This window comes from Thalassospira lohafexi, assembly GCF_002844275.1.
Lineage (GTDB): Bacteria > Pseudomonadota > Alphaproteobacteria > Rhodospirillales > Thalassospiraceae > Thalassospira > Thalassospira lohafexi.
On sequence record NZ_NXGX01000005.1, the window covers coordinates 307,677 to 332,744 of the forward strand.

The following is a 25,068-nucleotide window of genomic DNA, read 5'->3' on the forward strand; positions in this document are numbered from 1 at the left end:
GACATCATGCAGCCCGATCTGATCCTAAAAAATGCCAACATTGCCAATGGTGCAACGGGCGTTGATATCGCAGTTGTCGATGGCAAAATCGCCGAGATCAGTGAAAATCTTGATGTCCCTGCGCTTGAGGTGATTGATTGCGGCGGCATGCTGGTCAGCCCGCCCTTTGTCGACAGCCATTTCCACATGGATGCGACGCTGTCGCTTGGCCTGCCACGTATGAATGAGTCTGGCACCCTTCTTGAAGGCATCGCACTTTGGGGGGAGCTTAAACCGCTTTTGACCCCCGATGCCGTCATTGAACGCGCCCTTAAATACTGTGACCTTGCCGTGTCCAAGGGCCTGCTTGCGATCCGGACCCATGTTGATGTCTGCGATGATCGGTTGTTGGCGGTTGATGCGTTGCTTGACGTTAAAAAGCAGATCGCCCCGTATCTTGATCTGCAATTGGTTGCCTTCCCGCAGGATGGCTATTTCCGGAGCCCAACCGCCAAGCAAAACGTCATCCGTGCGCTTGATAAGGGTGTCGATGTGGTGGGCGGCATTCCGCATTTCGAACGCACCATGGCCGATGGGGCAGCCAGCGTCACAGAGCTTTGCGAAATGGCCGCAGACCGGGGTTTGCGGGTCGATATGCATTGCGATGAAACAGACGACCCGATGTCGCGCCATATTGAAATGCTGGCTTATGAAACCCAGCGCCTTGGCCTTCAGGGCCGTGTGGCCGGATCGCATCTGACCTCGATGCATTCGATGGATAATTACTATGTATCCAAACTGATCGCCCTGATGGCAGAGGCCGAGGTTTCCGCCATTGCCAACCCGCTGATCAACATCACCATTCAGGGGCGCCATGACACCTATCCCAAACGCCGTGGCATGACCCGTGTGCCGGAATTGCGCAGCGCTGGTCTGACCGTCGCCTTTGGCCATGATTGCGTTATGGACCCTTGGTACTCGATGGGGTCGGGGGATATGCTTGAAGTCGCGTCCATGGGGCTTCATGTTGCACAAATGACATCACGCGACGACATCAGGGCCTGCTTTAACGCCGTGACCACCGAACCGGCCAAGATCATGGGGATTGAAGGATACGGTATTGAAGTTGGCAACAACGCCGACTTTGTTGTCCTGCAAGCCCGCGACACCATTGAGGCCATCCGCATTCGGGCCAATCGCCTGTTTGTCATCCGGCGCGGTAAAATCATCGCCGAAACCCCGATGGCACAAACCCGCCTGCATTTGAATGACCGCCCCGACCATGTACGTGAACATGAATATGCACCGGCCCTTTGATCCAAAGCCCGGTGATCGACATATCAAGCTGATCGGGGCATAACCGCCGACCGAATAGAAACCATTACCCTCTGAACGGACGTCTCATGTTCTACGAACCCGGAAAAACCTCCCACAATCTTCCCCACGATCCTTTTAAGGCCTGCGTGGCACCACGCCCGATTGGCTGGATTTCGACGGTGGATAAAGCCGGGCGGCCAAACCTTGCACCCTATTCATTTTTCAATGCGGTGCATGGCAATCCGCCAATGGTGATGTTTTCGTCGGGGGGATCGGTCGACAGCCTGCGCAACGCACGCGATACCGGCGAATTTGTCGCCGCCGTCGCACCAAAATCCATGCTGCGTGAAATCAATTTCTGTTCGGCACCATTACCGCCGGGAGAAGACGAATTTGAATATGCCGGTCTTGAAAAAATGCCTGCTAAATGTGTGAAACCACATTTGATCAAGGGTGTTCCGATCCATATGGAATGCGAAGTATTTCAGATCGTCGAATTGCCCAGTGCCAACCCGGAGAAGCCCTGCGCGATGGTGATTGGCACCGTGGTTGGTTTGCATATTGATGATGCGATCATTCGCGATGGCATGGTTGATATTACCCTGTTCGAACCGCTTGCCCGGCTGGGGTATCAGGAATACGCCAGCATCTCGGAAACCTTTACCGTCAAACGCGAAGATTTTTGGAAGTAACCCCTGTTACTTGATCGCCGGTTTGTTTCATGAAAGCGACGCGCAAGCGCAAACAAACTGTCACAGAAACTCTCTAATGTGAAAAGCAACACAGTTCGCTCGAACATCAACCGGGCTTGAGCTGGGCTTTTTTACGTTTCTGATGATTTTTCTGGGGGCACTTTTATGAAACATACATTTGCGGCCGGCGTTGCCGGCATCGCAGCACTGCTTCTTGCCGGAACGGCAATGGCGGGCGAAGCCAAGATTTTCGAAACCAAAAGCGCAATCAACAATCTGTCGACGGTTATGGTTGATGGCGGCAAGGCACGTGATCTGACCGTTGGTCTGGGATCGGGTGCGTATCGTCGTCCGGGCGATCCGGCCAATATGTTTTATGCCGTGTCTGACCGTGGCCCGAACTTTGTTTGCGGTGATGTTGAAACCGTTCTTGGCGTTTCAGAAGACGCCGTCTGCCATGGCAACAAAGTCCGTGTCTATCCGACCCCGGATTATTCGCCGTCGATCTACACCATTTTCCTCAATGACGATGGCAGTTTTGACATCAAGGATGTCATCACCATCAAGGATCAAAACGGTATTCCACTGACCGGCCTTACCAACAAACTGACCGTTGCCAAAACCGAAAAGCCGGTTGATGCCAACGGTAATGCGCTGGAACAGTCGGTATCATCCATCGACGCCGAAGGCATCATTCGCCTGACCGATGGTTCCTACTGGATTGGTGAAGAAAATGGCCCGTCTGTTCTGCATGTTGCCGCCGACGGCACCGTGATCAACCGTATTGTCCCAGCTGGATCTGAAAAAGATTTCGACGGTGCAGCCTATAAGGTCACCGGTGGTCTCCCGGCCATTCTGGTCAAACGCCAGACGAACCGCGGCATCGAATCGATGGCCGTATCGCCAGATGAAACCAAGCTGTATTTCATGGTTCAGAACCCGCTGGCAAACCCGAATGCCGATGCGTACAAAGCCGCCAAGAACACCCGTCTGTTCGTCTATGACCGCATATCTGAAAAGCTAAGCGGCGAATATATCTATCAGCTTGATGATCCGCAGACCTTCCGCAACGATCCGACGGACAAACAGAACTCACCGCGCATTTCCGAAGTGCTCGCACTGGGCAATGACCGCCTTCTGGTTCTTGAACGTACCGACAAAACCACCAAGCTGCATGAAGTCAAACTGGCGGGTGCGACCAACATTCTGGCAAGCCGCTGGGATGACATGTCTACCAACCCGACACTTGAGCAGGAAAACGATCTTTCCAAGCTTGATCTGATCGCGGTTCCCAAAACTCTTCGTTTTGACAGTGCCGATTACCCGATGGCCCCCAACAAACTTGAAGGTCTGGCAATCATGGGTGATGGCGCATTGGCCATGATCAATGATAACGATTTTGGCATCAAGGGCGACCCGACCCAGGTTATCCTGATCGACGGTCTGGTTCAGGCGGATAAATACTGATTCTCAGCCTGTCTTTTACCGTACATCATTGCGGGAAAGCTGCCATGCGGCTTTCCCGCTTTTTTATTGCGTGAAATGGGCGTAAAAGCAGGCCCATGATGACAGAAAAACAGATATTCGATACGCCCGACGGCGTAGAATCCGTGATCGAGCCAATGAATGAAACGGGTTACCTTGCCCCTGTCGGGTTTGAAGACCAGTTGTTCAATGAACTTGGCGATGTCACCGAGCGCCACGACCGTTTGATGTTTGCACCCGGTCCGGAACGGCGTGTGTTCTGGGCCCAGAATGTCTGGCGCAACCCGGTACGGATTGCGATTCCCTCGATCAAGGGTGCTGCCAAAATCCTGAAATTTAATCAGCGCAATTGGGCAATGTTCAAGTTTGACCATTTTTCCCGCGCCAAACTGATTGAGGCACACTTGCCCCATGTGTCGGCCAAACGTCAGATTTTTGGCGAACCGGCCCCAACGGCACCGCTTGGCTCATGGACCCTGATTGATCCTGATACCATCATCGCGTCTGCTGATTGTTCCAGCCCTTGGAAAAACGGCGAGCTCGAGTTTGAAGAAGACAAAGTAACACCGCCCAACCGGGCCTATTTGAAATTGTGGGAAGCCTTTACACGCCTTGGTGTGGGACCGCAGGCTGGTGATCGCACCATGGACCTGGGCGGAAGCCCCGGCGGTTGGACGTGGGTTTTGCATGAATTTGGTACCGATGTCATTTCCATCGACAAAGCCCGCCTTGACGCCAATATCGCCAAATTGCCGCGTGTTGATTTCCGTCAGGAAAGTGCCTTTGGCCTTAACCCGGAAGAAGTTGGCTATATCGACTGGCTGTGTTCGGACGTGATCTGTTACCCGGATCGCCTGTATCAGTTGGTCAATCAATGGATGGATGCCGCTATGGCAACCAATTTCATCTGCACCATCAAACTGCAAGGTGACACCGACTATTCCGCCATCACCCAGTTTGCAGATATCCCGGGATCAAAGGTTGTGCACCTTTATAACAACAAGCACGAACTGACCTGGCTGAAAGTCCCCGGCGTGACCGATCAGGACTAGGGTTTGAACCCAATCATCATATCAAATTGCGGCGTTCAAATCAGGACGCCGCAATTTCCTTGATTGATGGATCAATCGGATAATAATCGCCTTTATCTGCACAGAAAATCTGCCCGCCGGTTTTAAGACCCTGACTGTCATCAAGGGTACCGGGCATTAGTGCCATGTGATCGGACTTGACCGGGCGCCAGAAAATCCCTGAACCACATTCCTTGCAAAACCCCCGATCCGTCTTTGGCGATATCCGATACCACCGCAATCCGGCATCACGTACAAGCGTCAAAGCACTTTTATCAAAACCGGCATACGAACTGACATGGCCGTGTAATTTACGGCATAGTTGGCAATGACACATCACCGCATCTTCAAGCGGTGCCATCACGCTGTAACGCACCGCACCACAATGGCATCCACCGTCGAAAACGACGTTCGTGTCCGCTTTCTTGATCATGACAATGCCCCCAAATTACAATTGATCCATGCGATTTAATTTATCGGGTGATCAGCATATCGCAAGGTGTTAACGCCGATCAAAACAGCCGCAAATCAATTTCAGGCACGGGTTTCAGACAAATATGTTTGAGATTGGCGAAAAGCAGTCCTATTCTGCGGCTTCTGATAAGGGCAGGATGAAGACGCCACCGCGCCATTCCCCGCCATCCAGTCCTGCCCAAATGTGATGGGATAACATGTCCGAAAACTCTTTCAATTATGACGTGCTCGTTATTGGCAGCGGTGCTGCTGGGCTGTCGACCGCCCTTAAGCTCGCCCCCCACGTAAAAGTCGCGGTTCTTTCCAAGGGAAAGATCGACGATGGTTCGACCAATTGGGCGCAAGGTGGCATTGCCGCAGTGCTTGATGCCGCTGACAGTATCGAAAACCACGTGCGCGATACGCTGATTGCCGGGGCTGACCTGTGCAAGCGTGAAACGGTCGAATATGTTGCGGCCAATGCACCGCGTGCCATTGCATGGCTTGATGAACTTGGCATTCAATTGACCCGCGATCCGGCAGGCGGGAATGATCAACCTTTTCATCTGACGCGTGAAGGTGGGCACAGCCACCGTCGCATTGTCCATGCTGCTGATGCCACCGGGCGGGCTGTTCAAACCACGCTTCAAGGCCAGGCCGCCAATCACCCCAACATCAAGGTTTTTGAAAACTTTCTGGCAATTGATCTTGTCACCGACCGAAAGTTTGGCGGCGAAGGCCGGCGTTGTATCGGGGCGTATGCACTTGATCTCGAAACCGGGCAGGTAAAATCATTTAATGCCCGCACCGTTGTTCTGGCAACAGGTGGCGCCAGCAAAGTCTATCGTTTCACGTCCAACCCGGATGGCTCGACCGGCGATGGCATTGCCATGGCATGGCGTGCCGGGTGCCGGGTGATGAACATGGAATTCAGCCAGTTCCACCCCACATGCCTTTATCATCCGCAAGCCAAATCATTCCTGATTACCGAAGCCGTACGGGGCGAAGGCGGCAAACTGCTATTGCCCGATGGTACGCGTTTCATGGACCGCTTTGATGAGCGCGGCGAACTGGCCCCGCGTGATATCGTTGCACGCGCAATTGACCATGAAATGAAGCGCCTTGGTGCCGATTGCGTTTATCTTGATATCACCCACAAAGGCGAAGATTTCATTCGGGAACACTTCCCGACCATCCATGAAACCTGCCTGACCTATGGCATTGATATGACCAAGCAACCGATCCCGGTTGTACCCGCAGCACATTACACATGCGGTGGGGTTTTGACCGACCTTCGCGGTCGAACCGACCTTACCGGGCTTTATGCAATTGGGGAATGTGCCGGTACTGGTTTGCATGGCGCGAACCGTTTGGCATCCAATTCGCTGTTGGAATGTCTGGTGTTTGGCGAAGCCGCATCAAAGGACATTATCGAAGCCCTACCGGTCGAAGATCATTTCAAACCGATCCCCGAGTGGGATGAAACCGGCATTACCGACTCAGACGAAGAAGTCATTGTGGCCCATAACTGGGAACAGTTGCGCAACGTAATGTGGGATTTTGTCGGCATTGTCCGCACCACAAAACGGGTTCAGCGCGCCCAGCACAGGGTTGATTTGTTGCTGTCGGAAATTGACGAATATTACGGAAATTTCCGCGTCACCAATGACTTGCTCGAACTACGCAACCTGTCGGTTGTTGCCAAACTCATCATTCAGTCGGCCCTGTGGCGCCGCGAAAGCCGTGGCCTGCATTACACCACCGACTATCCCGAACTCGACGAAAGCGGCTCCCCGCGTCAGACCATTCTGGTGCCAGAAAACTTCGCCGGTCGCTGGGTCATTTCCGGTCAGTGGAAAACCTGATCCATCGGCAACATCAGCAAACAGGAACAAGAAGCATGACCGGGCAAGCCAAACTGATCGGGATCGCGCGTAAGGCAAAATCGCGCGCCCCGATGGAGACGCTCGAAAAGGTCGCATGTTCGACGGCATTGGGCGTTGATGGCGATTATCGGGGAAAATTGCGTAAACGCCAGGTCACCATCCTGTCGAATGAAGACTGGCAAACAGCCTGCGCGGTTATTGATCGAGCAGATCTTCCCTGGACGACCCGGCGCGCAAACCTTCTGGTCAGCGGCATTCCCCTTCCGCGTGACATCGGAGCCAAAATTTCAATTGGCTCAGTCGTGTTTGAAATCACCGGGGAGACCGACCCGTGTCGCCGGATGGAAGACGCCGCAAAAGGCCTTGAAGAAGCCCTTCGTCCAGATTGGCGCGGCGGTGTGACATGCCGTGTCATCAAAGACGGCACCATTCAATGCGGTGATGCTGTGCAGATCACATCGATGGCCGATTGACACCTTTGGTAGATTATACTTAGGGTCTACCTTTAAATACGGGATAATCGAACCAACCTGATTAAGGGATATCAATTGCCTGGGTTGGGATGGGTCATTACGCCATGAGCCCATAACGCGTCGCGGTGCAAGCTGGTTTCGAGTTGCTTTAACGCACAACCGACTTGCTGATGAAACGTGTTGAGACTGTCCCGTATTTTCTAAATCTCGGCTGAGAAAGCTAGGAGATCGATTTGTGAAACCAGCGCCCGTTCCTTCTGACGAAGTTGATCGTCAAAAATCACTCGAAGCAATGGGATTGCTCTCAACGCCGCGCGATCCGGAACTTGATCGCATTACGCGGCTGGCCGAACGTTTGTTCGGATCAGATATTGTTGCGATATCCTTACTCGACAATGATCGGCAATTTTTTAAGTCGCGTGTCAATCTTTCCGTTTCAGAAACAGGTCGCGACATTTCATTTTGTGGGCATGCGGTGATGCATGATGCACCACTTGTTGTCTCCAACGCGCTTGATGATGATCGGTTTCACGACAACCCACTTGTGACAGGTGGTCCGGAAATCCGATCATACCTTGGCGTTCCGATTTCCAATCAGCAAGGATACAAGCTTGGCACGCTTTGCGTCATTGATAGCAAAAAACGCGATTTTACAAAGGACGAAATCGCAACGCTTCAGGACCTTGCCCATTGGGTCGAAACCGTAATTGCGCTGCGCTATAGCGAACGCAGCCAGAAACAACTTCTCGAAGACCTCAATACCGCACAACGTGACGTTCTGATTGATACGCTGACAGGTATCTGGAACCGGCGCGGGCTTGAAGAACTTCTGGGGCGCGAGATTTCATCGGCACAAATCAAAAGCGCGCCGGTTGGTATTTTCATGCTTGATATTGATCATTTCAAACGGGTCAATGACACCTATGGTCATTTGGTCGGCGACAAGGTGATACAGTCGATCTCTGAAATCATGGCGTCGAGCATGCGCGATCAGGACATCATCGGGCGGTTTGGCGGTGAAGAATTCGTCTGTATTCTGCCCGGGTTGCGTCTGGAACGTATGATGTATCTTGGCTATAAGCTTTGCGAAACATTCCGCGAGCAATGCAAGGTCACCAACAAAGACGGCGAGTTGGTATCGGTGACGGTAAGTGTCGGGGCGACATGGCTATCGCCGCACGCGACGACGAAATACAGCTCTGATCAGGTATTACAAACGGCCGACGATGCCCTGTACGAAGCAAAAAAAGGCGGCCGCGATACGGTGCGTTACATCCCGCTTGATGAACATGGCAGCCTCGAAACGCTCGAAGAATAATAAACCGACCACGTTCAGACAGGATACAACAGGCACCTGAAGCCCGGGCGAAAACACGTCTTAATCAAAAAATGCTGACTTGATCCTGTGTCCAAAATCCCTAAAACTTCACGGCAAAGGGGCTTTGGAACATCGGGGGATGCACAGTGAAATCCGCACAGCGGCCAGATAACGAATATGCCCGTCAGAAATCCCTTGAAAGCATGGGTATTCTGACCAGCAAAGCCGACCCGGAACTGGACCGTATCACACGTGTTGCACAGCGTATCTTCGGCTCGGAAATCGTTGCGATTTCACTGCTCGACAATGATCGGCAGTTTTTCAAATCCAACATCAATCAACCGACAACCGAAACCCCGCGTGACATTTCATTTTGCGGCCATGTGATTAATGACGATGTCCCTTTTATCGTCGAAGATGCAACAAGCGATCAACGTTTCACCGATAATCCATTGGTCACTGGCGTTCCGCATGTTCGGGCCTATGCCGGTGTGCCTTTAACCAATCCGGATGGCTTTAAAATCGGCGCCCTGTGTGTTGTGGACAGCGTCGCGCGCACATTCTCTGCGGAAGACATTCAAATTCTTGAAGACTTGGGGCATTGGGCCGAAACAACCATCGCCATACGCTATGGTGCGCGCAGTCCACAACAGGTCCTTGATGATCTTGAACCGGCCAAACACCGTATGCTGATTGATCCATTGACCGGCATCTGGAACAAAACCGGTATTGTTGAATTTCTTCATCGTGAACTGATCAATGCCAGACTGCAAAACACACCGCTTGCAATATACCGGTTTGAAATTGATCAATTTGATAAGCTGGAACAGAACTACGGCGATGAAACAGCCGAGAACATCATTCAGGCAATTTCTGCGGCCATCACATCAAGCCTGCGTGACCGCGATGTCGTCGGGCATATTGATGGTTCCGATTTTGCCTGTCTGATGCCAACAGTCCGTGAAGAACAGACAAGCTTTCTTGGCTTCAAACTCTGTGACACCGTCCGCGAACAGTGCCGGTTCTATGATGCTGACGGCAACCCCACCCGCATTACCATCAGTGTTGGTGCAACATGGGCACCACCAGTGGCAAAACAACATTTCACGGCAAATCAAATTCTTGGCGTTGCCCAAGAAGCCCTTGGATCGGCAAAATCACAAGGCATTGAAAACGTTGTCTATAAGGCGCTGAATATTCCCGCCACATAGGCTAAATTTCCTTTCAGCCAACCACAAACAGGCCCTTGCGGTTAACAAACGCCGTCATTTCATCCATTGACATGTTTGCAAGTTCCGCCACCCCAATATAGGGGTCACCCGAAAGCCTTAACAACTGCGCAAATGCGGGTTCGGTTTTCACGTTCTGGCGTTTAAGTGCGCGAACGTTCTTTGCGAAATCGGGTCCAAGCAGGGAAAGAATTCTGGCCTCTGCCAGCATATGGATAAATCCGTATTGGGCTGTACTCGGGCAATCAGTTGCAAAAATCTCGACTTCAAACCCGTCACAATCACCCCCGGCGCACTCAAACCTTACAACACTTGCCACCCCGACATGGTTTGTCGGCGCGCGCTGGTGACGACGATAGTGTGGGTAACTCGAAAATGTGCTGTCGACACAGTCATTGAACCGTGACAGATCGACCGCATGGCACAGGATATCTATATCGGACTGTTCCGTGTTGATCGCTATTGGCAAGGTTCCCGCGATCACCGGATCAAATTCCGCCAAAAGGCCCAAAACATCCGCCTGCTGCAACGCCAAAGCCACATTCGCACCAATATCAGATGCCTTCTGTAACTTTTCCAGCCCGCGAAAGGCCGCCGCACACAAGGGATCGGGCCAATCTATTACCGTTTGGTTCATGATCAAATCCGTTCTGTTTCTTGACCCTGTGCTACGCAAGGCTGATACCTGAGGCAATGGATCACGCCCCCTCTGTCCGCACGCATCTTTCACACCTTGTAGCACCAGCCAACTCATCGGGATCTTCTATCAGATGATTGATATTCTTGCCGTCACCACACCGATTTTCCTGATTATTGCGGTTGGCTATTTTGCTGTTTACCGCAACATTGTTCCACAAACCATTGTGCGTGGCATGGGCGCCTTTGTTATGAACTTCGCCCTGCCGTGCCTTTTAATCCGGGCTTTGGCACAACGTGACCTTTCAGAAGTCATCGAGCCGATTTATCTGCTCGCCTATGGCGGTGCATCGATCATCCTGTTTTCATCGGGGTATTTTTATGCCCTTGCGGTCGCGAAGAAAAGACAATCCAACGCAATGCTACAAGGCATGGGCATGTCGTTTTCCAACAGTGGCTTTGTCGGATATCCAATTGTATTACAACTGTTGGGACCAGCTGCTGAAATCGGTTTGGCCTTATGTGTCATCATCGAAAACCTTGTGATGATGCCTATGGCGCTTGTGCTGGGCGACAGCAGCCAGAACGAAGACCAAAGCAAAGGCCGCGTTCTAGCTAAAGCATTCCTGAAACTTGGCAAAAATCCGATCATCATCGGCATTGTCCTGGGCCTATGTATTTCGCTTTCAGGGTGGACCATCCCAAGCCCGATTTTCAAGGCCATTGATATGCTGGCATCCGCATCCGGACCGGTTGCGCTGTTTGTCATCGGTGGTGGGCTGGTTGGGCTCAAACTAAAAGGCCTGCGTACCGATGTGGCGCGTATCATCACCGCAAAACTGATTTTGCATCCGTTGATCGTCTTTGCACTGGTCTGGGCGTTGCCCGATATCGATCCGGTTTTGCAAATCGCCTGCGTTGCTTTTGCCTGCTCACCGATGCTCAGCATCTATCCGATATTTGGCCAACGCTATGGTCACGAAGGACTGTGCGCCGCATCGCTTATGTTTGCGACCTCACTATCCTTTATTACCATCAGCACCGCCTTGTGGTTGCTTGACCTGACACAGATTTTCGGGCCACTACCCTGACAGAGCGGCCAAGCTCATATCAACGCGGCGGCTTGCCAAGTGGAGGGCGTTGACCGGGGAAACCATCTCGACCCGGCTTGGGGCGTCCACCAGGACCACCCGGGGGGCCGCCATTTGGGCCACCAGCTGTTCCACCGGGTGGCATGCCGCCCGGTCCCTTGTCAAAACTCGGATCTGAAATGCCGGCCAACATGCGCGGAATAAACGGGAAGGACTCGGTTACAAAATAAGCATATGTTCCGTTTGGATATTCCGGGGTGACCGTTTCGCGGCCATTGGCTTCATCCAAATCACCAAGGCCCGGAATAAATTCAAAATCCTCGCCATACGTGCCGTCATATTTTCCACCTGGACCACCCGGGCGCGTACCGCTTTTTACCTGCCATGAACTGCGCAATGGTGTGATAGGCGAATTCGGATCATTGGGATTTTCATAGCCAAACATTGCATAAATCGGAAAACCGTCGGCGGCAAAACCGATGCGAATGGAATGCTGATCTGGTGACCAGCTTTTGATCAATCCCTTAGGGACACCGTGATAATGATACGTGCCGTTTGGCTGCACATGGGCATTGTTCTGATCAAGCCCCAAATCCAATGTCGGTGAAATCGCCTCGTAGCGCCAACCCGATTTGCGGTCTCGTTGCCAGAACTCCGCCGTAAACGGATCAAAGGGCACACCATTTACCGCGACACCAAATAAATTGCGCGGGTTGGGCATGAACCGGCCACTGCGTTCAGGATTAATCGGCAACCGAAATTCGAGCGACTGAGCCTTGATTGAATTCGGGTTGCTTCTATTGGGGAAACTTCCCATGGAATGGTCCGGGATCGCATTGGATGTGATGTAACGATACCGACTGTCTTCGCGAATGCTGACTTCGTTGCTGAGCGCCCATGCCTGATGCATGGGATTTAAGACCATCCCCGCCAACGGCAACATACCCATCCCAACCAGAACATTCCGACGCATGCGGTCAACGTCATCACGATTGTCACCGGCATATTGCCCCTCATCCATCGGTTCATGGATATGGGAATGTGCGTTATGGCGATGCGCATGATGATGACCATCATGGTCTTGATGTGTTTGTAATGCGTGAAGCTGACGACGTGTGATTTTAGACAACAGACTTTCCCCCAAAGAATGTGACGTCACCCATTATTTGGGGATGACGTCACAAGGGTCCAGTCCAAATTTGACCTAGCCGGGAATTTCCCCAGCATGGGCAAGGAGTTCCTCGGCCTCGCGGAGCTCCTGTTGCTGCGCCCACATCTCGGCATAAAGCCCCTCTTGGCTCAAAAGGTCCTGATGACGACCGCGCTCGGCCACCTGACCATCGCGAAGAACGATGATCTCATCGGCGTCAATCACGGTTGAAAGACGGTGCGCAATGATCAGGGTCGTGTGCCCGCGTGACACGTCGCGTAACGCCTGCTGGATATCCTTTTCGGTTCGGGTATCAAGGGCCGAGGTTGCTTCATCAAAAATCATGATTTTCGGACGTTTCAACAACATACGTGCAATCGACACCCGCTGTTTTTCGCCACCCGACAGCTTAAGACCACGCTCGCCGACCTTGGTTTTGAACCCTTCGGGAAGGTTTTCGATAAAGCCGTCGATGCTGGCAAGTTTGGTAACGTCTTCAATTTCAGACTGCTCAGCCCCCGGACGCCCGTAGGAGATATTATAGGCAATCGTATCGTTAAACAGAACGGTGTCCTGCGGCACGATCCCGATTTCCCGACGGAGCGAGTTTTGCGTCACATCGCGGATATCCTGCCCGTCGATGGTGATCCGTCCTGCCGACACGTCATAGAACCGGAACATCAGCCGTGTCAGTGTCGATTTACCCGCCCCACTTGGCCCGACAACCGCAACCGTCTTGCCCGCTGGCACCTCGAAACTGACACCCTTTAATATCTCGCGGTCCGGGTTATAGGAAAACTTTACATCCTCAAACCGAATGGCCGCATCGCTGCATGCCAGTTCAGCCGATCCCGCCTTGTCTTCAACTTCCTTATCGACGTCGAGCAACGAAAACATCCGTTCCATATCGGTCAAAGACTGTTTGATCTGACGATAGACAAATCCAAGGAAGTTAAGTGGCATATAAAGCTGCAACAGGTAGGTATTAACCAGAACAAAGTCGCCAACCGTCATGTTGCCATCCTGAACGCCCTTGGCCGCCAAAAGCATGTTCAGAACCAACCCAACGGCAATGATCGCACCCTGCCCGATATTAAGTTTGGACAACGACACCTGTGACAAAACAGCAGCCGTTTCATACCCACGCAGGGCCGCATCATAACGCCTTGCTTCGTGCGGTTCGTTGTTGAAATATTTGACCGTCTCGTAATTGATCAGGCTGTCGATGGCCTTGGTATTGGCCTCATCATCGCGCTGGTTCATTTCGCGGCGGAACTTCATCCGCCATTCGGTGACGATCAGGGTAAAGGCAATATAAATCACGATGGTGACAAACGTGATCAGCGCAAACCAGAAATCATACAGCGCCCACAGAATTGCCGAGACCATGAAAATCTCAAGCAGGGTAGGCAAAATATTGAACAGCATGAAGGACAACAGGAATTCAATCCCCTTGACCCCGCGTTCAATCGCGCGCGAAAGCCCGCCCATCTGTCGATCCAGATGGAACCGCAACGAAAGCCCGTGAAGATGTTCAAACACACCAAGGGCAGATGTGCGAATGGCACGCTGTGCCACTTTGGCAAAAACCGCATCACGTAATTCGCCAAAGGCCGACACCAGAATACGCACCATCCCGTACCCGACAATTAGGGCAACGGGGACAACAATCAATGATGTGGTATCTGTGCCACCAGACGCGGCCTGGCCAGTTTTCTGTCCCGCACCGCCCAACGCATCGACGGCATATTTATACAGCACCGGCATATAGACATTGGCGACCTTTGCCCCGACGAGAAACAACAGGGCAATGACGACGCGCGCGCGAAGCTCAAACTCGCCGCGTGGCCACAAATACGGCAAAAAGTTCTTAACAACGCCAAGCTCTGCGCGCGCAGTTGACTGGCCGGAACCCATATTTTTCAAAATCTTATCCCCAAACGGTCACCGGCGGCATTGCGGTATGCTCTGACGGTGTGCCTTTTCATTCTGTCATCAACAAATGGAACGGCACACCCGGTTTGGCAAGCTTAAGTCGACTTGACCCCGTCGGAGCAAACCGCACTGTTCTGAGGAGAACCGTCGCAGGCTCGATCACGGATAAGTATTTTGATCCCAAGATCATTGCGGATAAACGGTTTGCGGTCTATTTTGTCAATTTGTTGATAAAATCACAAAAAGAACGATCCATCATGCGGATCAAAGACGCACACGCTTAAAGGAACGGAAACAGGACCATGACGGCTCTTGCCAGTATCAAAAACCAGGATATCGCAGCACTGATGCGCGATATGGGCATCAATGCACGCAAAGCAGCGCTGGAACTTGCACAGGTCCCGTCAGAACCAAAAATCTCTGCCCTTAAAGCCGCCGCTGCCAAGCTGCGCGACAATGCAGATGCGATCATTGCCGCCAATGCCAAGGATATGGAAGCCGGTCGCGCCAAAGGGCTAACCGACGCCCTTCTCGATCGTTTGGCCCTTGATCCGGCCCGGATCGAAGGCATGGCAGCAGGTATCGAGGCCGTTGCAGAACTGCCCGACCCGATCGGTCGTGAACTGGCACGTTGGAGTCCCGAACATAACGGGCTTGATATCGCGCGCGTTTCGGTACCGCTTGGCGTCATCGGGATCATTTATGAAAGCCGCCCGAACGTCACCGCCGACGCCAGTGCGATGTGCATCAAATCTGGCAATGCTGCGATCTTGCGCGGTGGGTCAGAAAGTTTTCATTCGTCACGCGCGATTTTTGACTGCATGGCCGAAGGCATTGCCAAAGCAGGCCTGCCCGACAATGCCATCCAGATGATCCCGACGACAGATCGCGCCGCTGTGGGCGAGATGCTGAAACTGTCCGAATATATTGATGTGATTGTACCGCGTGGGGGGAAATCCCTGATTGCCCGCATCACCGATGAAAGCCGCATTCCGCTGTTTAAGCACCTCGAAGGACTGTGCCATACCTATGTCCATGCCAGCGCCAATCCGCAAAAGGCTGTCGACATTGTCGTCAATGCCAAGATGCGCCGTGTCGGTGTATGTGGCTCAACCGAAACCATCCTGATCGACAGTTCTGTTGCCGGTCGCCTTCTGCCGCGCATTGCCGAAGCCCTTGTCGCCAAGGGGTGCGAGTTACGCGGCGATGACATCGCACAGTCAATTGACGGCCATATCAAACCGGCTACGGACGAAGACTGGGTGACCGAATATCTTGATGCAATTGTTTCGATCAAAGTCGTCAACGGCGTTACGGATGCGGTTAATCACATCAATACGTATGGCTCTCACCACACGGATGCGATCATTGCCGAAAATGCCGCCGCGACCACGACGTTCATGAACGGAGTTGATTCGGGGATTGTGATCGTCAATGCATCAACCCAGTTCGCCGATGGTGGTGAATTTGGTATGGGGGCGGAAATTGGCATTTCTACGGGCAAGCTGCATGCACGCGGCCCGGTCGGAGTCGAACAGCTAACCAGCTATAAATACATCGTGCGCGGCACGGGCCAAACGCGCCCATGATTGCGGCTGCGCCAAGATCACATTTGGCCCCACCGCGGGTCGGCTTGCTGGGCGGGTCGTTTAATCCCGCCCACGAAGGGCACCTGCATATCTCGCTTGAGGCATTAAAGCGCCTGCAACTTGATGCGGTATGGTGGCTTGTGTCACCGCAGAACCCGCTGAAGTCGCGCGATGGCATGGCTGACCTCGCGGATCGCTTTGATTCTGCACGAATGATGGCAAAGCATCCCCGCATTGTGGTTTCTGCAATTGAAACCGAACTCGGAACCCGTTATACGGCGGATACTCTTGCAGCTTTGCAACGTCGTTTTACCCAAACACGATTTGTTTGGCTGATGGGAGCAGACAATCTGGCCCAGTTCCATAAATGGAAATGGTGGGACAGGTTGATTTTGCATGCTCCCATTGCGGTTATCGACCGTGAAGGGTATTCTAACAAGGCATTGTCCGGGACCGCTGCGCGCCGTATGGAACGTTGGCGCATCCCGATGGACAAGGCGGGTTTGCTGGCCGATCTAAATGTTCCGGCCTGGGTATACCTGCCAATCAAGCGCCATCCGGCATCTTCGACCGCAATTCGCGCCGAAGGCAGATGGCAGGTGTAAGCAACGCGGTGAATTTTGCTGTCGGCGACATGCCGGGGCATCCCGCGGAAAATTAAGGTGGCGACCATAGGTACCGCAAAAACAACTCTGAAGCCGAGCGAAATGCTTTCGCTGATCCAGAGTACTCTCGCAGAAGACAAGGCCGAAGACATTGTCACCATCGAACTGACCGACAAGACGTCGATTGCAGATCATATGATCATTGCAACCGGTTCATCGTCACGTCGTGTCGCTTCCATGGCAGAACATATTGTCGAAGCCATCAAAGCCGCTGGACAAGGCCGCGCTGCCGCCGAAGGCAAAGAACAGGGTGACTGGGTGCTGGTTGATACCGGCGACGTCATTGTTCATCTGTTCCGCTCGGAAGTACGTGCGTTCTACAACATCGAAGAGATGTGGGGCGTTGAAAATCCGGCACTCAAACAGCAGGCCGCGCGACTGTACTAACAGTCAGCACCCTTTGTTTGGGCATGTCGCTGGCCTGCGTGCAATCAGGCGGTTGCACGCAGTATCGGCCTCATACTGCGCGATGTTGTAAAGACGACACTCAAGATAACGGCCCGGTCAAAGGTCTGGATCAAACGTATGCAAATTACTCTTGCTGCTGTGGGCCGCATGAAATCCGGCCCGGAAAAAGACCTGTTTGACCATTATGCCGCCCGCCTTCGCTGGCCATTCGTTGTCCGGGAAGTCGAAGAAAAGAAAAAACTTCCCCCCAATCAGCTTAAAGACCGCGAAGCAGAACTTCTGCTGGGTGTCATCCCTGACAACGCGTTCGTTGTCGCCCTTGATGAACGCGGCAAGGAATACGGATCGATCGAGTTTTCCCAAAAACTTGAAGGCTGGATTGACCAATATGCCGGCAATATCGCATTCGTGATTGGCGGCGCAGACGGGCACGGGCCCGCCTTGAAATCGCGCGCCAATACGCTTTGGTCACTGGGTAAAGCCACGTGGCCTCATATGCTGGTACGCGCCCTTATTGCCGAACAGCTTTTCCGCGCCCACGCCATTCAGACCAACCATCCCTACCACCGCGAATAACCCACCCCGGCGGATTAAACTTCGCTCATTACACTCGCGAAAAGAAAATTGCGGCGGGTGATGAAACAGGCATGCCTGAGCAAAGATCATAAAACAGGAATCGCACCAGAGCGGCTTGGCTCCGGCGCGATTTTTCGTTTTTTAATGCAATCCGTATTGGGAACGGACAACCCCTGAGTTATAGCGCTCGGTGGCCAGCAATTTCGGCTTAATCCCACCCGCATCTTGCCCGAACAACGAAATCCCCTGTCCGAGAACTTCGGGAACCGTAAAGATATCAAGCTGGTCGGCAAAACCACCAAACAGGAACTGTGTCACCACAGATCCCCCACCAACGATCCAGATGTCACCATCATCAGCCCGGTTGCTCCGCAACTGATCAACCAGTTCGATGATGCTGCCACCATAGGCCTCTGTATTGGCCGGGCGGTCTTTTGGCAATTCACGGGATGTCAAAACAATGGTGCGACAGTCCTCATATGGCCAGTCGCCAAATTGCATGACCTGATCAAAGGTCTTCCGGCCAATAATCAAGGTCCCGACGGTGTCCAGAAAGCTATCAAAATCGAATTCCGCCGGATCATATTGATCCAGCCAGTCGACCGCACCATTGGCACGCGCGATAAAGCCATCCAGACTGACCGCAATGTAAATGCGGAACAGCTTTTTGCTCATGTGTTTATATCCAACCTTTGGTGGGGTCTTTGCCCCTTTTCCCTCAATCAACCATAACAGATTGCCAACCAACGATGGCAATAAAGAGGCCAGACACATCAATGCCTCCGAACATCACATCCGAAGGCATTGATTTCACACCCTATTCTTCCGAACAGCTTTTAGCACTCAACAACGTTCACATTAACCGCAAGACCACCCTGGCTGGTTTCCTTGTACTTACTTTGCATGTCGAGTCCCGTCTGGCGCATGGTTTCGATCACCTTATCAAGTGACACTGTGTGCTGCCCATCACCGCGCAGCGCCAGCCGGGCTGCATTGATCGCCTTAACCGCCCCCATGGTGTTGCGTTCAATGCAGGGCACCTGCACAAGCCCGCCAATCGGATCGCAGGTCAGACCAAGATTATGCTCCATACCAATTTCGGCGGCATTCTCAACTTGTTCTGGCGTTCCGCCCATGACCGCACACAAAGCCCCGGCAGCCATTGAACAGGCAACCCCGACCTCCCCCTGACAGCCAACCTCGGCAGCAGAAATCGATGCACGCTTTTTATAGATCGATCCAATCGCCGCCGCCGTCAGAAGGAATTCACGAATTTTAATCTGGCTGGCATTGGCCCCGAACCGTTCGTAATAGCGCAGCACCGCCGGAATAACCCCGGCCGCCCCATTGGTCGGTGCGGTCACAACCCGCCCACCCGCAGCATTTTCTTCGTTCACCGCCAGCGCATAAAGATTAACCCAGTCGATCACGGTCAGCGGATCGCGAAGGCCCGCTTCGGGTTTATCGGTCAATTCATGATAAAGCTTGCTGGCCCGGCGTTTGACTTTTAATCCACCAGGCAAGATACCATCGGTTTTGCAACCCCGATCAATGCAGGCCATCATCGCGCCGTGCACCCGATCAAGAAATTCAATGGTTTCCTCAGCCACCCGCCAGCTTTGCTCGTTGGCCATCATGATGTCGGAAATCGACTGTCCTTCACGCTTACAGATCTCCATCAGCTCATCGGCTGATGAAAACGGGAATGGCAGGGTAATGTTATCGCCGGAATATTCCGCCCCCCGGTCATCGCCAGACACAATAAACCCACCACCGACTGAAAAATATTCCTGTGCGTGGATTTTAACCCCATCACCGTCAAAGGCGGTAATGCGCATGCCGTTGGGATGCTGCGGCAGAGTTTCGGTAAAATGAAAAACCAGATTGGTATCGCGGTTAAACGCCACCGCATGCTGCCCATACAGTGAAAGCTGCTTATTGGCGTCAATCGCGGCAATGGTTGGGGGGATTTGGTCGGGATCAATGCTGCGCGGTCGTTGCCCGCAAAGCCCCATGATCACCGCCGTATCGGTCGCATGGCCCTTGCCGGTCAGGGCAAGTGACCCATACAAATCGACAATCACACTGCCTGTTTTGATCAAAAGATTGCGCGCTTCAAGCTCAAGACAAAACCGGTACCCCGCCCGCATCGGGCCAACCGTATGCGAACTCGATGGTCCGATCCCGATGGTATAAAGATCAACAACAGACAGGTTTACGTCATGTGACGATCTGTCTTGCGACCCCGAAGAGGGATCGGTGGCGGGAACATTGGTCATAAAGGGCCTCCTTCACGGCTCTTGAACGCGCGAAAAGTCGCGCCGTTTGCGAACCGGTGTCTCGCCCCCTCTGTCCCTTGACCTGAGATTGTACCCCTGTTTGCAAAAACACTGTTTCTGCCAACCGGATTTCATCCTTCGGTGGAATCCGAACATCGCCCTGATATGTTAGATGCGACTTTCTTTTTCTCTCTCCAGAGCCTCAATCCGCGACGGTCCATCTGCCTGAGAGTTTTTTGGGGCAATTGCTCCTTCGGCGCCGACCATGGCAATGGTCGAACTCTCCCGTCACGGTACGAGATGCCATAAATGTCACCTCTGAGGATCACCGTTGTCGGCAAGAGTATCCGTGCCATGCCCCCCTGTCAAAAAGCAGCTTTGCACCTGCAAAAAATTCACCTGTCGGGTGGCTGTTATCACAGGGGTTTCATGCTAAATTGCCGATATCGAACATTTTCCTGATGTGATTGACGGCTGTCCCACCCAGTGCGCACAACAGGATTTCTGGCGAACCATCCTGTAAGTCACCATATTTACAGGAAATTCAGCCTTTATCTGTATCAGTATTCTTATCTGTGGGGTTTATGAACGTGACTGAGTTGAATTCCGTAAAGCGCCCGCGTCCTGTGGTGCTGTGCATTCTGGACGGCTGGGGATATCGTGAAGAAACCAAGGACAACGCTGTTGCCTTGGCCAACACGCCTGTCTGGGATGAACTTTATGCCACCTATCCAACCGGTTTTTTAAAGGCCTGTGGTCTGGATGTTGGCCTGCCCGAGGGTCAAATGGGCAATTCGGAAGTCGGTCACATGAACCTTGGGGCTGGTCGTGTTGTCATGCAGGAATTGCCCAAAATTGACGAAGCCGTCAAAACCGGTTCCATCGCCAACACCGATGCGGTCAAAAAAATCATCGCCAAACTGACCGACAGCAAAGGCGTTTGCCACATCGCCGGTCTCCTGTCGGACGGTGGGGTTCATTCCCATCAAGTCCATATGGCAGCCTTGGCAAAGATTATTGCGAGGGCTGGGATTCCAGTCAAAATCCATGCGTATCTTGATGGGCGCGATACCGCGCCTAAAAGTGCCGCCAAGTTCCTTGAAAAATTCCGCACCCTTCTTGGCGATGCCAATGTTGAAATTGCCACTGTGACCGGTCGCTATTACGCGATGGACCGTGACAATCGCTGGGAACGTGTCAGTCAGGCCTATTTTGCAATGGTGCAGGGCAAAAATTACGCAGATGGTCGCACCGCGCAAAGTGCCGAAGCTGCGATTAAGGCCGCTTATGACGCCGACACCACCGATGAGTTTGTTCTGCCGACTGTGATTGGTGATTTTGACGGAATCAAGGATGGTGATGGTCTGTTGATGACCAATTTCCGTGCGGACCGCGCGCGTGAAATTCTGGCCGCCCTCTGTGCGCCGGAATTTGACGGGTTTGATCGTGGCACGCCGGTCAACTTCGCCGTTGCCGCGGGCATGGTCGAATATTCATCGGCCCATGCGGCCTATATGGATGCGATTTACCCGCCGCAGGTTCTGCCAAATATCTTTGGCGAAGTCGTTTCCAAGGCGGGGCTCAAACAGCTCCGCATTGCGGAAACTGAAAAATATCCGCATGTGTCGTTCTTCTTTAACGGCGGTGAAGAACAGGTATTTGAAGGCGAAGACCGCATTCTGGTGGCATCGCCCAAGGTCGCAACCTATGACCTGCAACCTGAAATGTCCGCCCCGGAAGTGACCGAAAAACTGGTTGCCGCAATCAAGGCGGAAACCTATGACGCGATCATCCTCAATTTCGCCAATCCCGATATGGTTGGCCATAGCGGCATTCTGAGCGCCGCGATGAAAGCCGCCGAAGCAGTCGACACCTGCCTTGGTCAGGTGATTGACGCGATCAAATCGGTTGGCGGAGTTGCGTTTGTGACCGCCGACCATGGCAATTGTGAAGTCATGGTCAATCCGGAAACCGGCGAACCACACACCGCCCATACACTTAATCTGGTGCCGACCATTCTTGTTAACGGTCCAGAAGGGGTAACGCTTGAAAATGGGCGTCTTGCCGATGTCGCACCGACATTGCTGCAACTGCTTGGTGTTGCCCAGCCAAATGAGATGACCGGCACACCCTTGCTTAAGGGTCTGAAAGGACATGATGCGCTTCTTGCGAGCTAAAACAGCTTCAAAGATGTCCCTGCCTGCGCTGGCTGCTTTTGCAGTTCTGGTTGCAGGCGGGGCAGCGCCTTCTTTTGCCCAATCGCTGCAAAAGGTTGATCGTAAACTCGATCAGCTTGAAAATCAGCTTTCCGAACAGCAAAAACAGGAAGAATTCCTGTCGCGTAAATCGCGTGAGTTGTGGACCGAAGAACAAGCGCTGCAATCCGAAGCCATTTCGGTTGCACGCCGTACCCAGCGCCTTGAAACAACCCTGACCGACCTTGAAGATCAGCTCGAAACGCTTGAAGCACGTGAAAAACGCGCCAATACCAGCCTCGAAGACAAGGCCGGGCAATATGCCCGCATTCTGATGGCGCTTCAGCGACTTTCAACCACCCCGCCCGAGGCCGTGATTGCGCTGCCAACATCGCCGCAAGATACCCTGCGGTCTGCGGTTCTGTTAAAGGCCGCCCTGCCCGGTGTTGAACAGCATGCGCGTGATCTGCGCGACGAACTGCATGACATCTCGACATTGCGCGCTGATATCCGCGACCGCCGCGAAGAAATGGCAACCGCAACCGCCGCCCTGCAACAAGAACGCGGATCCCTTGCCGCGTTACTTGATGAAAAACGCCGTTTACGGTCGGAAACTGAGGCAGAGGCACGCGAAGCCGCCAAAGCCGTCAGCAAGCTTGCCGACGAGGCAAAGTCACTTGGTGACCTGTTGGCGACCTTGCGCACACGTGCCGAAGGGCTGCCGATACCGCGCATGCGCCCGGACGAGCCGATCAAACAACAGCCCGAACCACAATTAGCTAAGCGCACCGAACCCGATAGTGATACGCTGGGCTCCTCGACAATTGCGAAAAATGAACCACCTAAGCCACCCGCCGAAAAGGGCAATGCCTCCAGTGCGGAAAGTGCCGATGACGAAAAGTTTGCGGTTGGCAGTTCCATCACATTGGCGCGCGGCCATTTGCGCATGCCCGTCAGTGGCAAAGTCGTCACACTGTTTGGTGAAAAATCACGTGGGCCCGACGGTTTAACCGTCGCCCGGTCAAAGGGGATCGAGATCAGCACACGCGAAAATGCGCAGGTTGTCTCGCCTTTTGACGGTAAAGTTGTCTTTTCTGGTCCTTTCCGCGGTTACGGCCGCCTCTTGATTATCGAACACGGCGAAGGATACCATAGTCTTATCGCCGGTTTTGATCGGCTCGACAGTGTGGTAGGACAATATGTGTTGGCTGGCGAACCTGTTGGTATTATGGGTGAAACTGCGCCAAAACTGTATCTGGAGATGCGTCAGGACGGAGAAGCGATTAATCCGCTTCCGTGGCTGGCCTCGAAAAACGGCAAGGTAAGTGGATGAAAACCTCTCGATTGGCAGTACTCGCTCTCGCGACCGGCATGACTTTCGGCCTTGCGTCGCCTAGTTTGGCGCAGTCTTCAAGCTCCTCGGCCGAGACCTATCGCCTGTTGAACCTGTTTGGCGATGTTTTTGAACAGGTCAAAACAAAATATGTCGAAAAAGTCGATGATAAGCAGCTTATAGAAGCCGCCATCAACGGCATGCTGACATCGCTTGATCCGCATTCCTCTTATCTGAACATGGATAATTTCGAGGAAATGCAGGTCGACACCCGCGGCGAGTTCGGCGGACTTGGCATCGAAGTCACGATGGAAGAAGGCTTTGTGAAAGTCATCTCGCCAATCTATGACACGCCTGCTGAGAAGGCCGGTCTGCAACCGGGCGATTTCATCACCCATATTGATGGCACCGCCATCCGTGGTAAAACACTGAACGATGCCGTCGAGATGATGCGTGGCAAGGTCAATACCGACATCATTCTGACCATCATCCGCAAGGGTGAACAGGCCCCGTTCGATGTCACCCTGACCCGGGCCGTGATCAAAATCCAATCGGTCCGCGCCGAAGTCAAAGAAGACATTGGCTATATCCGGATCACCAAGTTTAACGAACAAACCTTTAGCGGACTGCAGCGCGCCATTGGCGACATGCGTGATCAGATCGGCCCTGAAATCAAGGGTCTGGTGATTGACCTGCGCAACAATCCGGGCGGTTTGCTTGATCAGGCAATTTCGGTTTCCGATGCGTTTCTTGATAAGGGTGAAATTGTCTCTACCCGTCCGCGCGACACGGAAAACACCGAACGCTATAATGCCCGTACTGGCGATCTGGCCGAAGGCCTGCCGGTGGTTGTTCTGATCAATGACGGGTCTGCTTCGGCATCTGAAATTGTTGCCGGTGCGCTTCAGGATCATCGCCGTGCCGTGATCATGGGCACACGCAGCTTTGGCAAGGGATCGGTGCAAACCATCCTGCCGATGCCGGGCAACGTCGCCCTTCGCCTTACGACAGCGCGCTATTACACACCGTCTGGAAAATCCATTCAGGAAGTCGGTATCGTACCTGACATCATCGTCCCGCAGGCCCGCGTCGAAAGCATCGAAAGCGATGTACGTCGCTCCGAAGCATCACTCAGTGGCGCATTGCGCAATGAAGATGAAGGCACCTCAGATGCGGAAAAGGATGCAAATTCCCGTCGCGATGATGCCGAACAGCTTGCGATTGACGATTATCAGCTGTCGCGTGCGCTGGACATGATTAGGGGCATTTCCCTGTTTGGTCCGCGCCCGCAAGGTTAAGGACCAGAACG

At 53.1% G+C, this 25,068-nt stretch carries 22 protein-coding genes and 1 riboswitch; of the genes, 16 read left to right on the plus strand and 6 right to left on the minus strand.

Annotation, left to right across the window (positions count from 1 at the left end):
* Positions 1-6 precede the first annotated feature (6 nt).
* The 4 genes from COO92_RS13905 (at position 7) to COO92_RS13920 (ending at position 4,525) form a co-directional block, all read left to right on the plus strand.
* Positions 7-1,296: an amidohydrolase family protein gene (locus COO92_RS13905; protein ID WP_101303050.1), complete on the plus strand. Its 1,290-nt coding sequence runs from the start codon at positions 7-9 to the stop codon at positions 1,294-1,296.
* A gap of 86 nt (positions 1,297-1,382) precedes the next feature.
* Positions 1,383-1,988 carry a flavin reductase family protein gene (locus COO92_RS13910; protein WP_101303052.1) on the plus strand — a complete coding sequence of 202 codons (606 nt, stop codon included), beginning with the start codon at positions 1,383-1,385 and terminating at the stop codon, positions 1,986-1,988.
* A 165-nt stretch (positions 1,989-2,153) separates the two neighbouring features.
* Positions 2,154-3,455, plus strand: a complete 1,302-nt coding sequence (locus COO92_RS13915; RefSeq protein ID WP_101303054.1) for an esterase-like activity of phytase family protein — start codon at positions 2,154-2,156, stop codon at positions 3,453-3,455.
* 98 nt (positions 3,456-3,553) lie between these two features.
* The gene (locus COO92_RS13920; protein WP_206186414.1) at positions 3,554-4,525 is read left to right on the plus strand and encodes an SAM-dependent methyltransferase; all 972 of its coding nucleotides are present in this window, start codon (positions 3,554-3,556) and stop codon (positions 4,523-4,525) included.
* A gap of 40 nt (positions 4,526-4,565) precedes the next feature.
* Here the strand turns inward: COO92_RS13920 and COO92_RS13925 are convergent, their stop codons facing one another.
* Entirely contained in the window at positions 4,566-4,976 is a 411-nt protein-coding gene (locus COO92_RS13925) for a GFA family protein (RefSeq protein ID WP_051145964.1), read from the minus strand.
* Positions 4,977-5,214: 238 nt separating this feature from the next.
* On the opposite strand from COO92_RS13925, the gene nadB reads away from it, so the two are divergent.
* The 4 genes from nadB to COO92_RS13945 all read left to right on the plus strand — a co-directional run bounded on the left by nadB (position 5,215) and on the right by COO92_RS13945 (position 9,884).
* Positions 5,215-6,861: an L-aspartate oxidase gene (gene nadB, locus COO92_RS13930; protein WP_022731610.1), complete on the plus strand. Its 1,647-nt coding sequence runs from the start codon at positions 5,215-5,217 to the stop codon at positions 6,859-6,861.
* Positions 6,862-6,896: 35 nt separating this feature from the next.
* On the plus strand, positions 6,897-7,355 hold the full coding sequence (locus tag COO92_RS13935; RefSeq protein ID WP_101303056.1) for an MOSC domain-containing protein: 459 nt from the start codon (positions 6,897-6,899) through the stop codon (positions 7,353-7,355).
* Positions 7,356-7,590: 235 nt separating this feature from the next.
* A complete protein-coding gene (locus COO92_RS13940; RefSeq protein WP_101303058.1) occupies positions 7,591-8,673 on the plus strand; it encodes a GGDEF domain-containing protein in 1,083 nt (360 codons plus the stop codon).
* 146 nt (positions 8,674-8,819) lie between these two features.
* A complete protein-coding gene (locus COO92_RS13945) occupies positions 8,820-9,884 on the plus strand; it encodes a sensor domain-containing diguanylate cyclase (RefSeq protein ID WP_101303060.1) in 1,065 nt (354 codons plus the stop codon).
* Between the two features lie 13 nt (positions 9,885-9,897).
* On the opposite strand, the gene COO92_RS13950 is transcribed toward COO92_RS13945, so the two are convergent.
* Complete coding sequence (locus COO92_RS13950) at positions 9,898-10,539, minus strand: DUF4269 domain-containing protein (RefSeq protein ID WP_165792366.1); 642 nt, start codon at positions 10,537-10,539, stop codon at positions 9,898-9,900.
* A 133-nt stretch (positions 10,540-10,672) separates the two neighbouring features.
* Here COO92_RS13950 and COO92_RS13955 point away from each other — a divergent pair, with 133 nt between their 5' ends.
* Positions 10,673-11,629: an AEC family transporter gene (locus COO92_RS13955; RefSeq protein ID WP_101303064.1), complete on the plus strand. Its 957-nt coding sequence runs from the start codon at positions 10,673-10,675 to the stop codon at positions 11,627-11,629.
* 19 nt (positions 11,630-11,648) lie between these two features.
* On the opposite strand, the gene COO92_RS13960 is transcribed toward COO92_RS13955, so the two are convergent.
* Together COO92_RS13960 and COO92_RS13965 are read right to left on the minus strand one after the other, a co-directional pair.
* Positions 11,649-12,758 (minus strand): YHYH protein, encoded by a 1,110-nt coding sequence (locus tag COO92_RS13960; protein ID WP_101303066.1) that lies wholly within the window; start codon positions 12,756-12,758, stop codon positions 11,649-11,651.
* A 75-nt stretch (positions 12,759-12,833) separates the two neighbouring features.
* Entirely contained in the window at positions 12,834-14,696 is a 1,863-nt protein-coding gene (locus COO92_RS13965) for an ABCB family ABC transporter ATP-binding protein/permease (protein WP_101303068.1), read from the minus strand.
* Between the two features lie 320 nt (positions 14,697-15,016).
* Between COO92_RS13965 and COO92_RS13970 the strand changes: the two genes are divergently transcribed.
* The 4 genes from COO92_RS13970 (at position 15,017) to rlmH (ending at position 17,952) form a co-directional block, all read left to right on the plus strand.
* A complete protein-coding gene (locus COO92_RS13970) occupies positions 15,017-16,303 on the plus strand; it encodes a glutamate-5-semialdehyde dehydrogenase (protein ID WP_101303070.1) in 1,287 nt (428 codons plus the stop codon).
* Positions 16,300-16,908: a nicotinate-nucleotide adenylyltransferase gene (locus COO92_RS13975; protein WP_022731619.1), complete on the plus strand. Its 609-nt coding sequence runs from the start codon at positions 16,300-16,302 to the stop codon at positions 16,906-16,908. Before COO92_RS13970 ends, COO92_RS13975 begins: the two co-directional genes overlap by 4 nt.
* Positions 16,909-16,965: 57 nt before the next feature.
* Entirely contained in the window at positions 16,966-17,355 is a 390-nt protein-coding gene (gene rsfS, locus COO92_RS13980) for a ribosome silencing factor (protein ID WP_240626439.1), read from the plus strand.
* 138 nt (positions 17,356-17,493) lie between these two features.
* Positions 17,494-17,952 (plus strand): 23S rRNA (pseudouridine(1915)-N(3))-methyltransferase RlmH, encoded by a 459-nt coding sequence (gene rlmH / locus COO92_RS13985; protein WP_022731621.1) that lies wholly within the window; start codon positions 17,494-17,496, stop codon positions 17,950-17,952.
* A 141-nt stretch (positions 17,953-18,093) separates the two neighbouring features.
* Here rlmH and COO92_RS13990 read toward each other — a convergent pair whose 3' ends face one another.
* Together COO92_RS13990 and COO92_RS13995 are read right to left on the minus strand one after the other, a co-directional pair.
* Entirely contained in the window at positions 18,094-18,627 is a 534-nt protein-coding gene (locus COO92_RS13990; protein WP_101303353.1) for a dihydrofolate reductase family protein, read from the minus strand.
* Positions 18,628-18,788: 161 nt separating this feature from the next.
* The gene (locus COO92_RS13995; RefSeq protein ID WP_101303072.1) at positions 18,789-20,231 is read right to left on the minus strand and encodes an L-serine ammonia-lyase; all 1,443 of its coding nucleotides are present in this window, start codon (positions 20,229-20,231) and stop codon (positions 18,789-18,791) included.
* Positions 20,232-20,434: 203 nt separating this feature from the next.
* Positions 20,435-20,529, minus strand: a riboswitch (glycine riboswitch).
* A 286-nt stretch (positions 20,530-20,815) separates the two neighbouring features.
* Here COO92_RS13995 and gpmI point away from each other — a divergent pair.
* Genes gpmI through COO92_RS14010 form a run of 3 tightly spaced genes read left to right on the plus strand, consistent with a single transcriptional unit; the run spans position 20,816 to position 25,057 of the window.
* The gene (gene gpmI / locus COO92_RS14000; protein WP_101303355.1) at positions 20,816-22,408 is read left to right on the plus strand and encodes a 2,3-bisphosphoglycerate-independent phosphoglycerate mutase; all 1,593 of its coding nucleotides are present in this window, start codon (positions 20,816-20,818) and stop codon (positions 22,406-22,408) included.
* Positions 22,409-22,421: 13 nt separating this feature from the next.
* Positions 22,422-23,759 (plus strand): murein hydrolase activator EnvC family protein, encoded by a 1,338-nt coding sequence (locus tag COO92_RS14005; RefSeq protein WP_240626440.1) that lies wholly within the window; start codon positions 22,422-22,424, stop codon positions 23,757-23,759.
* A complete protein-coding gene (locus tag COO92_RS14010) occupies positions 23,756-25,057 on the plus strand; it encodes a S41 family peptidase (protein ID WP_101303076.1) in 1,302 nt (433 codons plus the stop codon). The genes COO92_RS14005 and COO92_RS14010 overlap by 4 nt, the downstream gene beginning before the upstream one ends.
* Positions 25,058-25,068 lie beyond the last annotated feature (11 nt).

Excerpts from the sequence above, each read along its gene's own strand:
- nadB (WP_022731610.1), top strand. The coding sequence starts at position 5,215 with ATGTCCGAAAACTCTTTCAATTATGACGTGCTCGTTATTGGCAGCGGT.
- COO92_RS13965 (WP_101303068.1), bottom strand. The coding sequence starts at position 14,696 with ATGGGTTCCGGCCAGTCAACTGCGCGCGCAGAGCTTGGCGTTGTTAAG.
- COO92_RS13920 (WP_206186414.1), top strand. The coding sequence starts at position 3,554 with ATGACAGAAAAACAGATATTCGATACGCCCGACGGCGTAGAATCCGTG.
- COO92_RS13925 (WP_051145964.1), bottom strand. The coding sequence starts at position 4,976 with ATGATCAAGAAAGCGGACACGAACGTCGTTTTCGACGGTGGATGCCAT.
- COO92_RS13955 (WP_101303064.1), top strand. The coding sequence starts at position 10,673 with ATGATTGATATTCTTGCCGTCACCACACCGATTTTCCTGATTATTGCG.
- COO92_RS13990 (WP_101303353.1), bottom strand. The coding sequence starts at position 18,627 with ATGAGCAAAAAGCTGTTCCGCATTTACATTGCGGTCAGTCTGGATGGC.
- COO92_RS13905 (WP_101303050.1), top strand. The coding sequence starts at position 7 with ATGCAGCCCGATCTGATCCTAAAAAATGCCAACATTGCCAATGGTGCA.
- COO92_RS13910 (WP_101303052.1), top strand. The coding sequence starts at position 1,383 with ATGTTCTACGAACCCGGAAAAACCTCCCACAATCTTCCCCACGATCCT.
- COO92_RS13935 (WP_101303056.1), top strand. The coding sequence starts at position 6,897 with ATGACCGGGCAAGCCAAACTGATCGGGATCGCGCGTAAGGCAAAATCG.
- COO92_RS14005 (WP_240626440.1), top strand. The coding sequence starts at position 22,422 with ATGTCCCTGCCTGCGCTGGCTGCTTTTGCAGTTCTGGTTGCAGGCGGG.
- COO92_RS14010 (WP_101303076.1), top strand. The coding sequence starts at position 23,756 with ATGAAAACCTCTCGATTGGCAGTACTCGCTCTCGCGACCGGCATGACT.
- COO92_RS13950 (WP_165792366.1), bottom strand. The coding sequence starts at position 10,539 with ATGAACCAAACGGTAATAGATTGGCCCGATCCCTTGTGTGCGGCGGCC.
- COO92_RS13975 (WP_022731619.1), top strand. The coding sequence starts at position 16,300 with ATGATTGCGGCTGCGCCAAGATCACATTTGGCCCCACCGCGGGTCGGC.
- COO92_RS13995 (WP_101303072.1), bottom strand. The coding sequence starts at position 20,231 with ATGACCAATGTTCCCGCCACCGATCCCTCTTCGGGGTCGCAAGACAGA.
- gpmI (WP_101303355.1), top strand. The coding sequence starts at position 20,816 with ATGAACGTGACTGAGTTGAATTCCGTAAAGCGCCCGCGTCCTGTGGTG.
- COO92_RS13970 (WP_101303070.1), top strand. The coding sequence starts at position 15,017 with ATGACGGCTCTTGCCAGTATCAAAAACCAGGATATCGCAGCACTGATG.
- rlmH (WP_022731621.1), top strand. The coding sequence starts at position 17,494 with ATGCAAATTACTCTTGCTGCTGTGGGCCGCATGAAATCCGGCCCGGAA.
- COO92_RS13915 (WP_101303054.1), top strand. The coding sequence starts at position 2,154 with ATGAAACATACATTTGCGGCCGGCGTTGCCGGCATCGCAGCACTGCTT.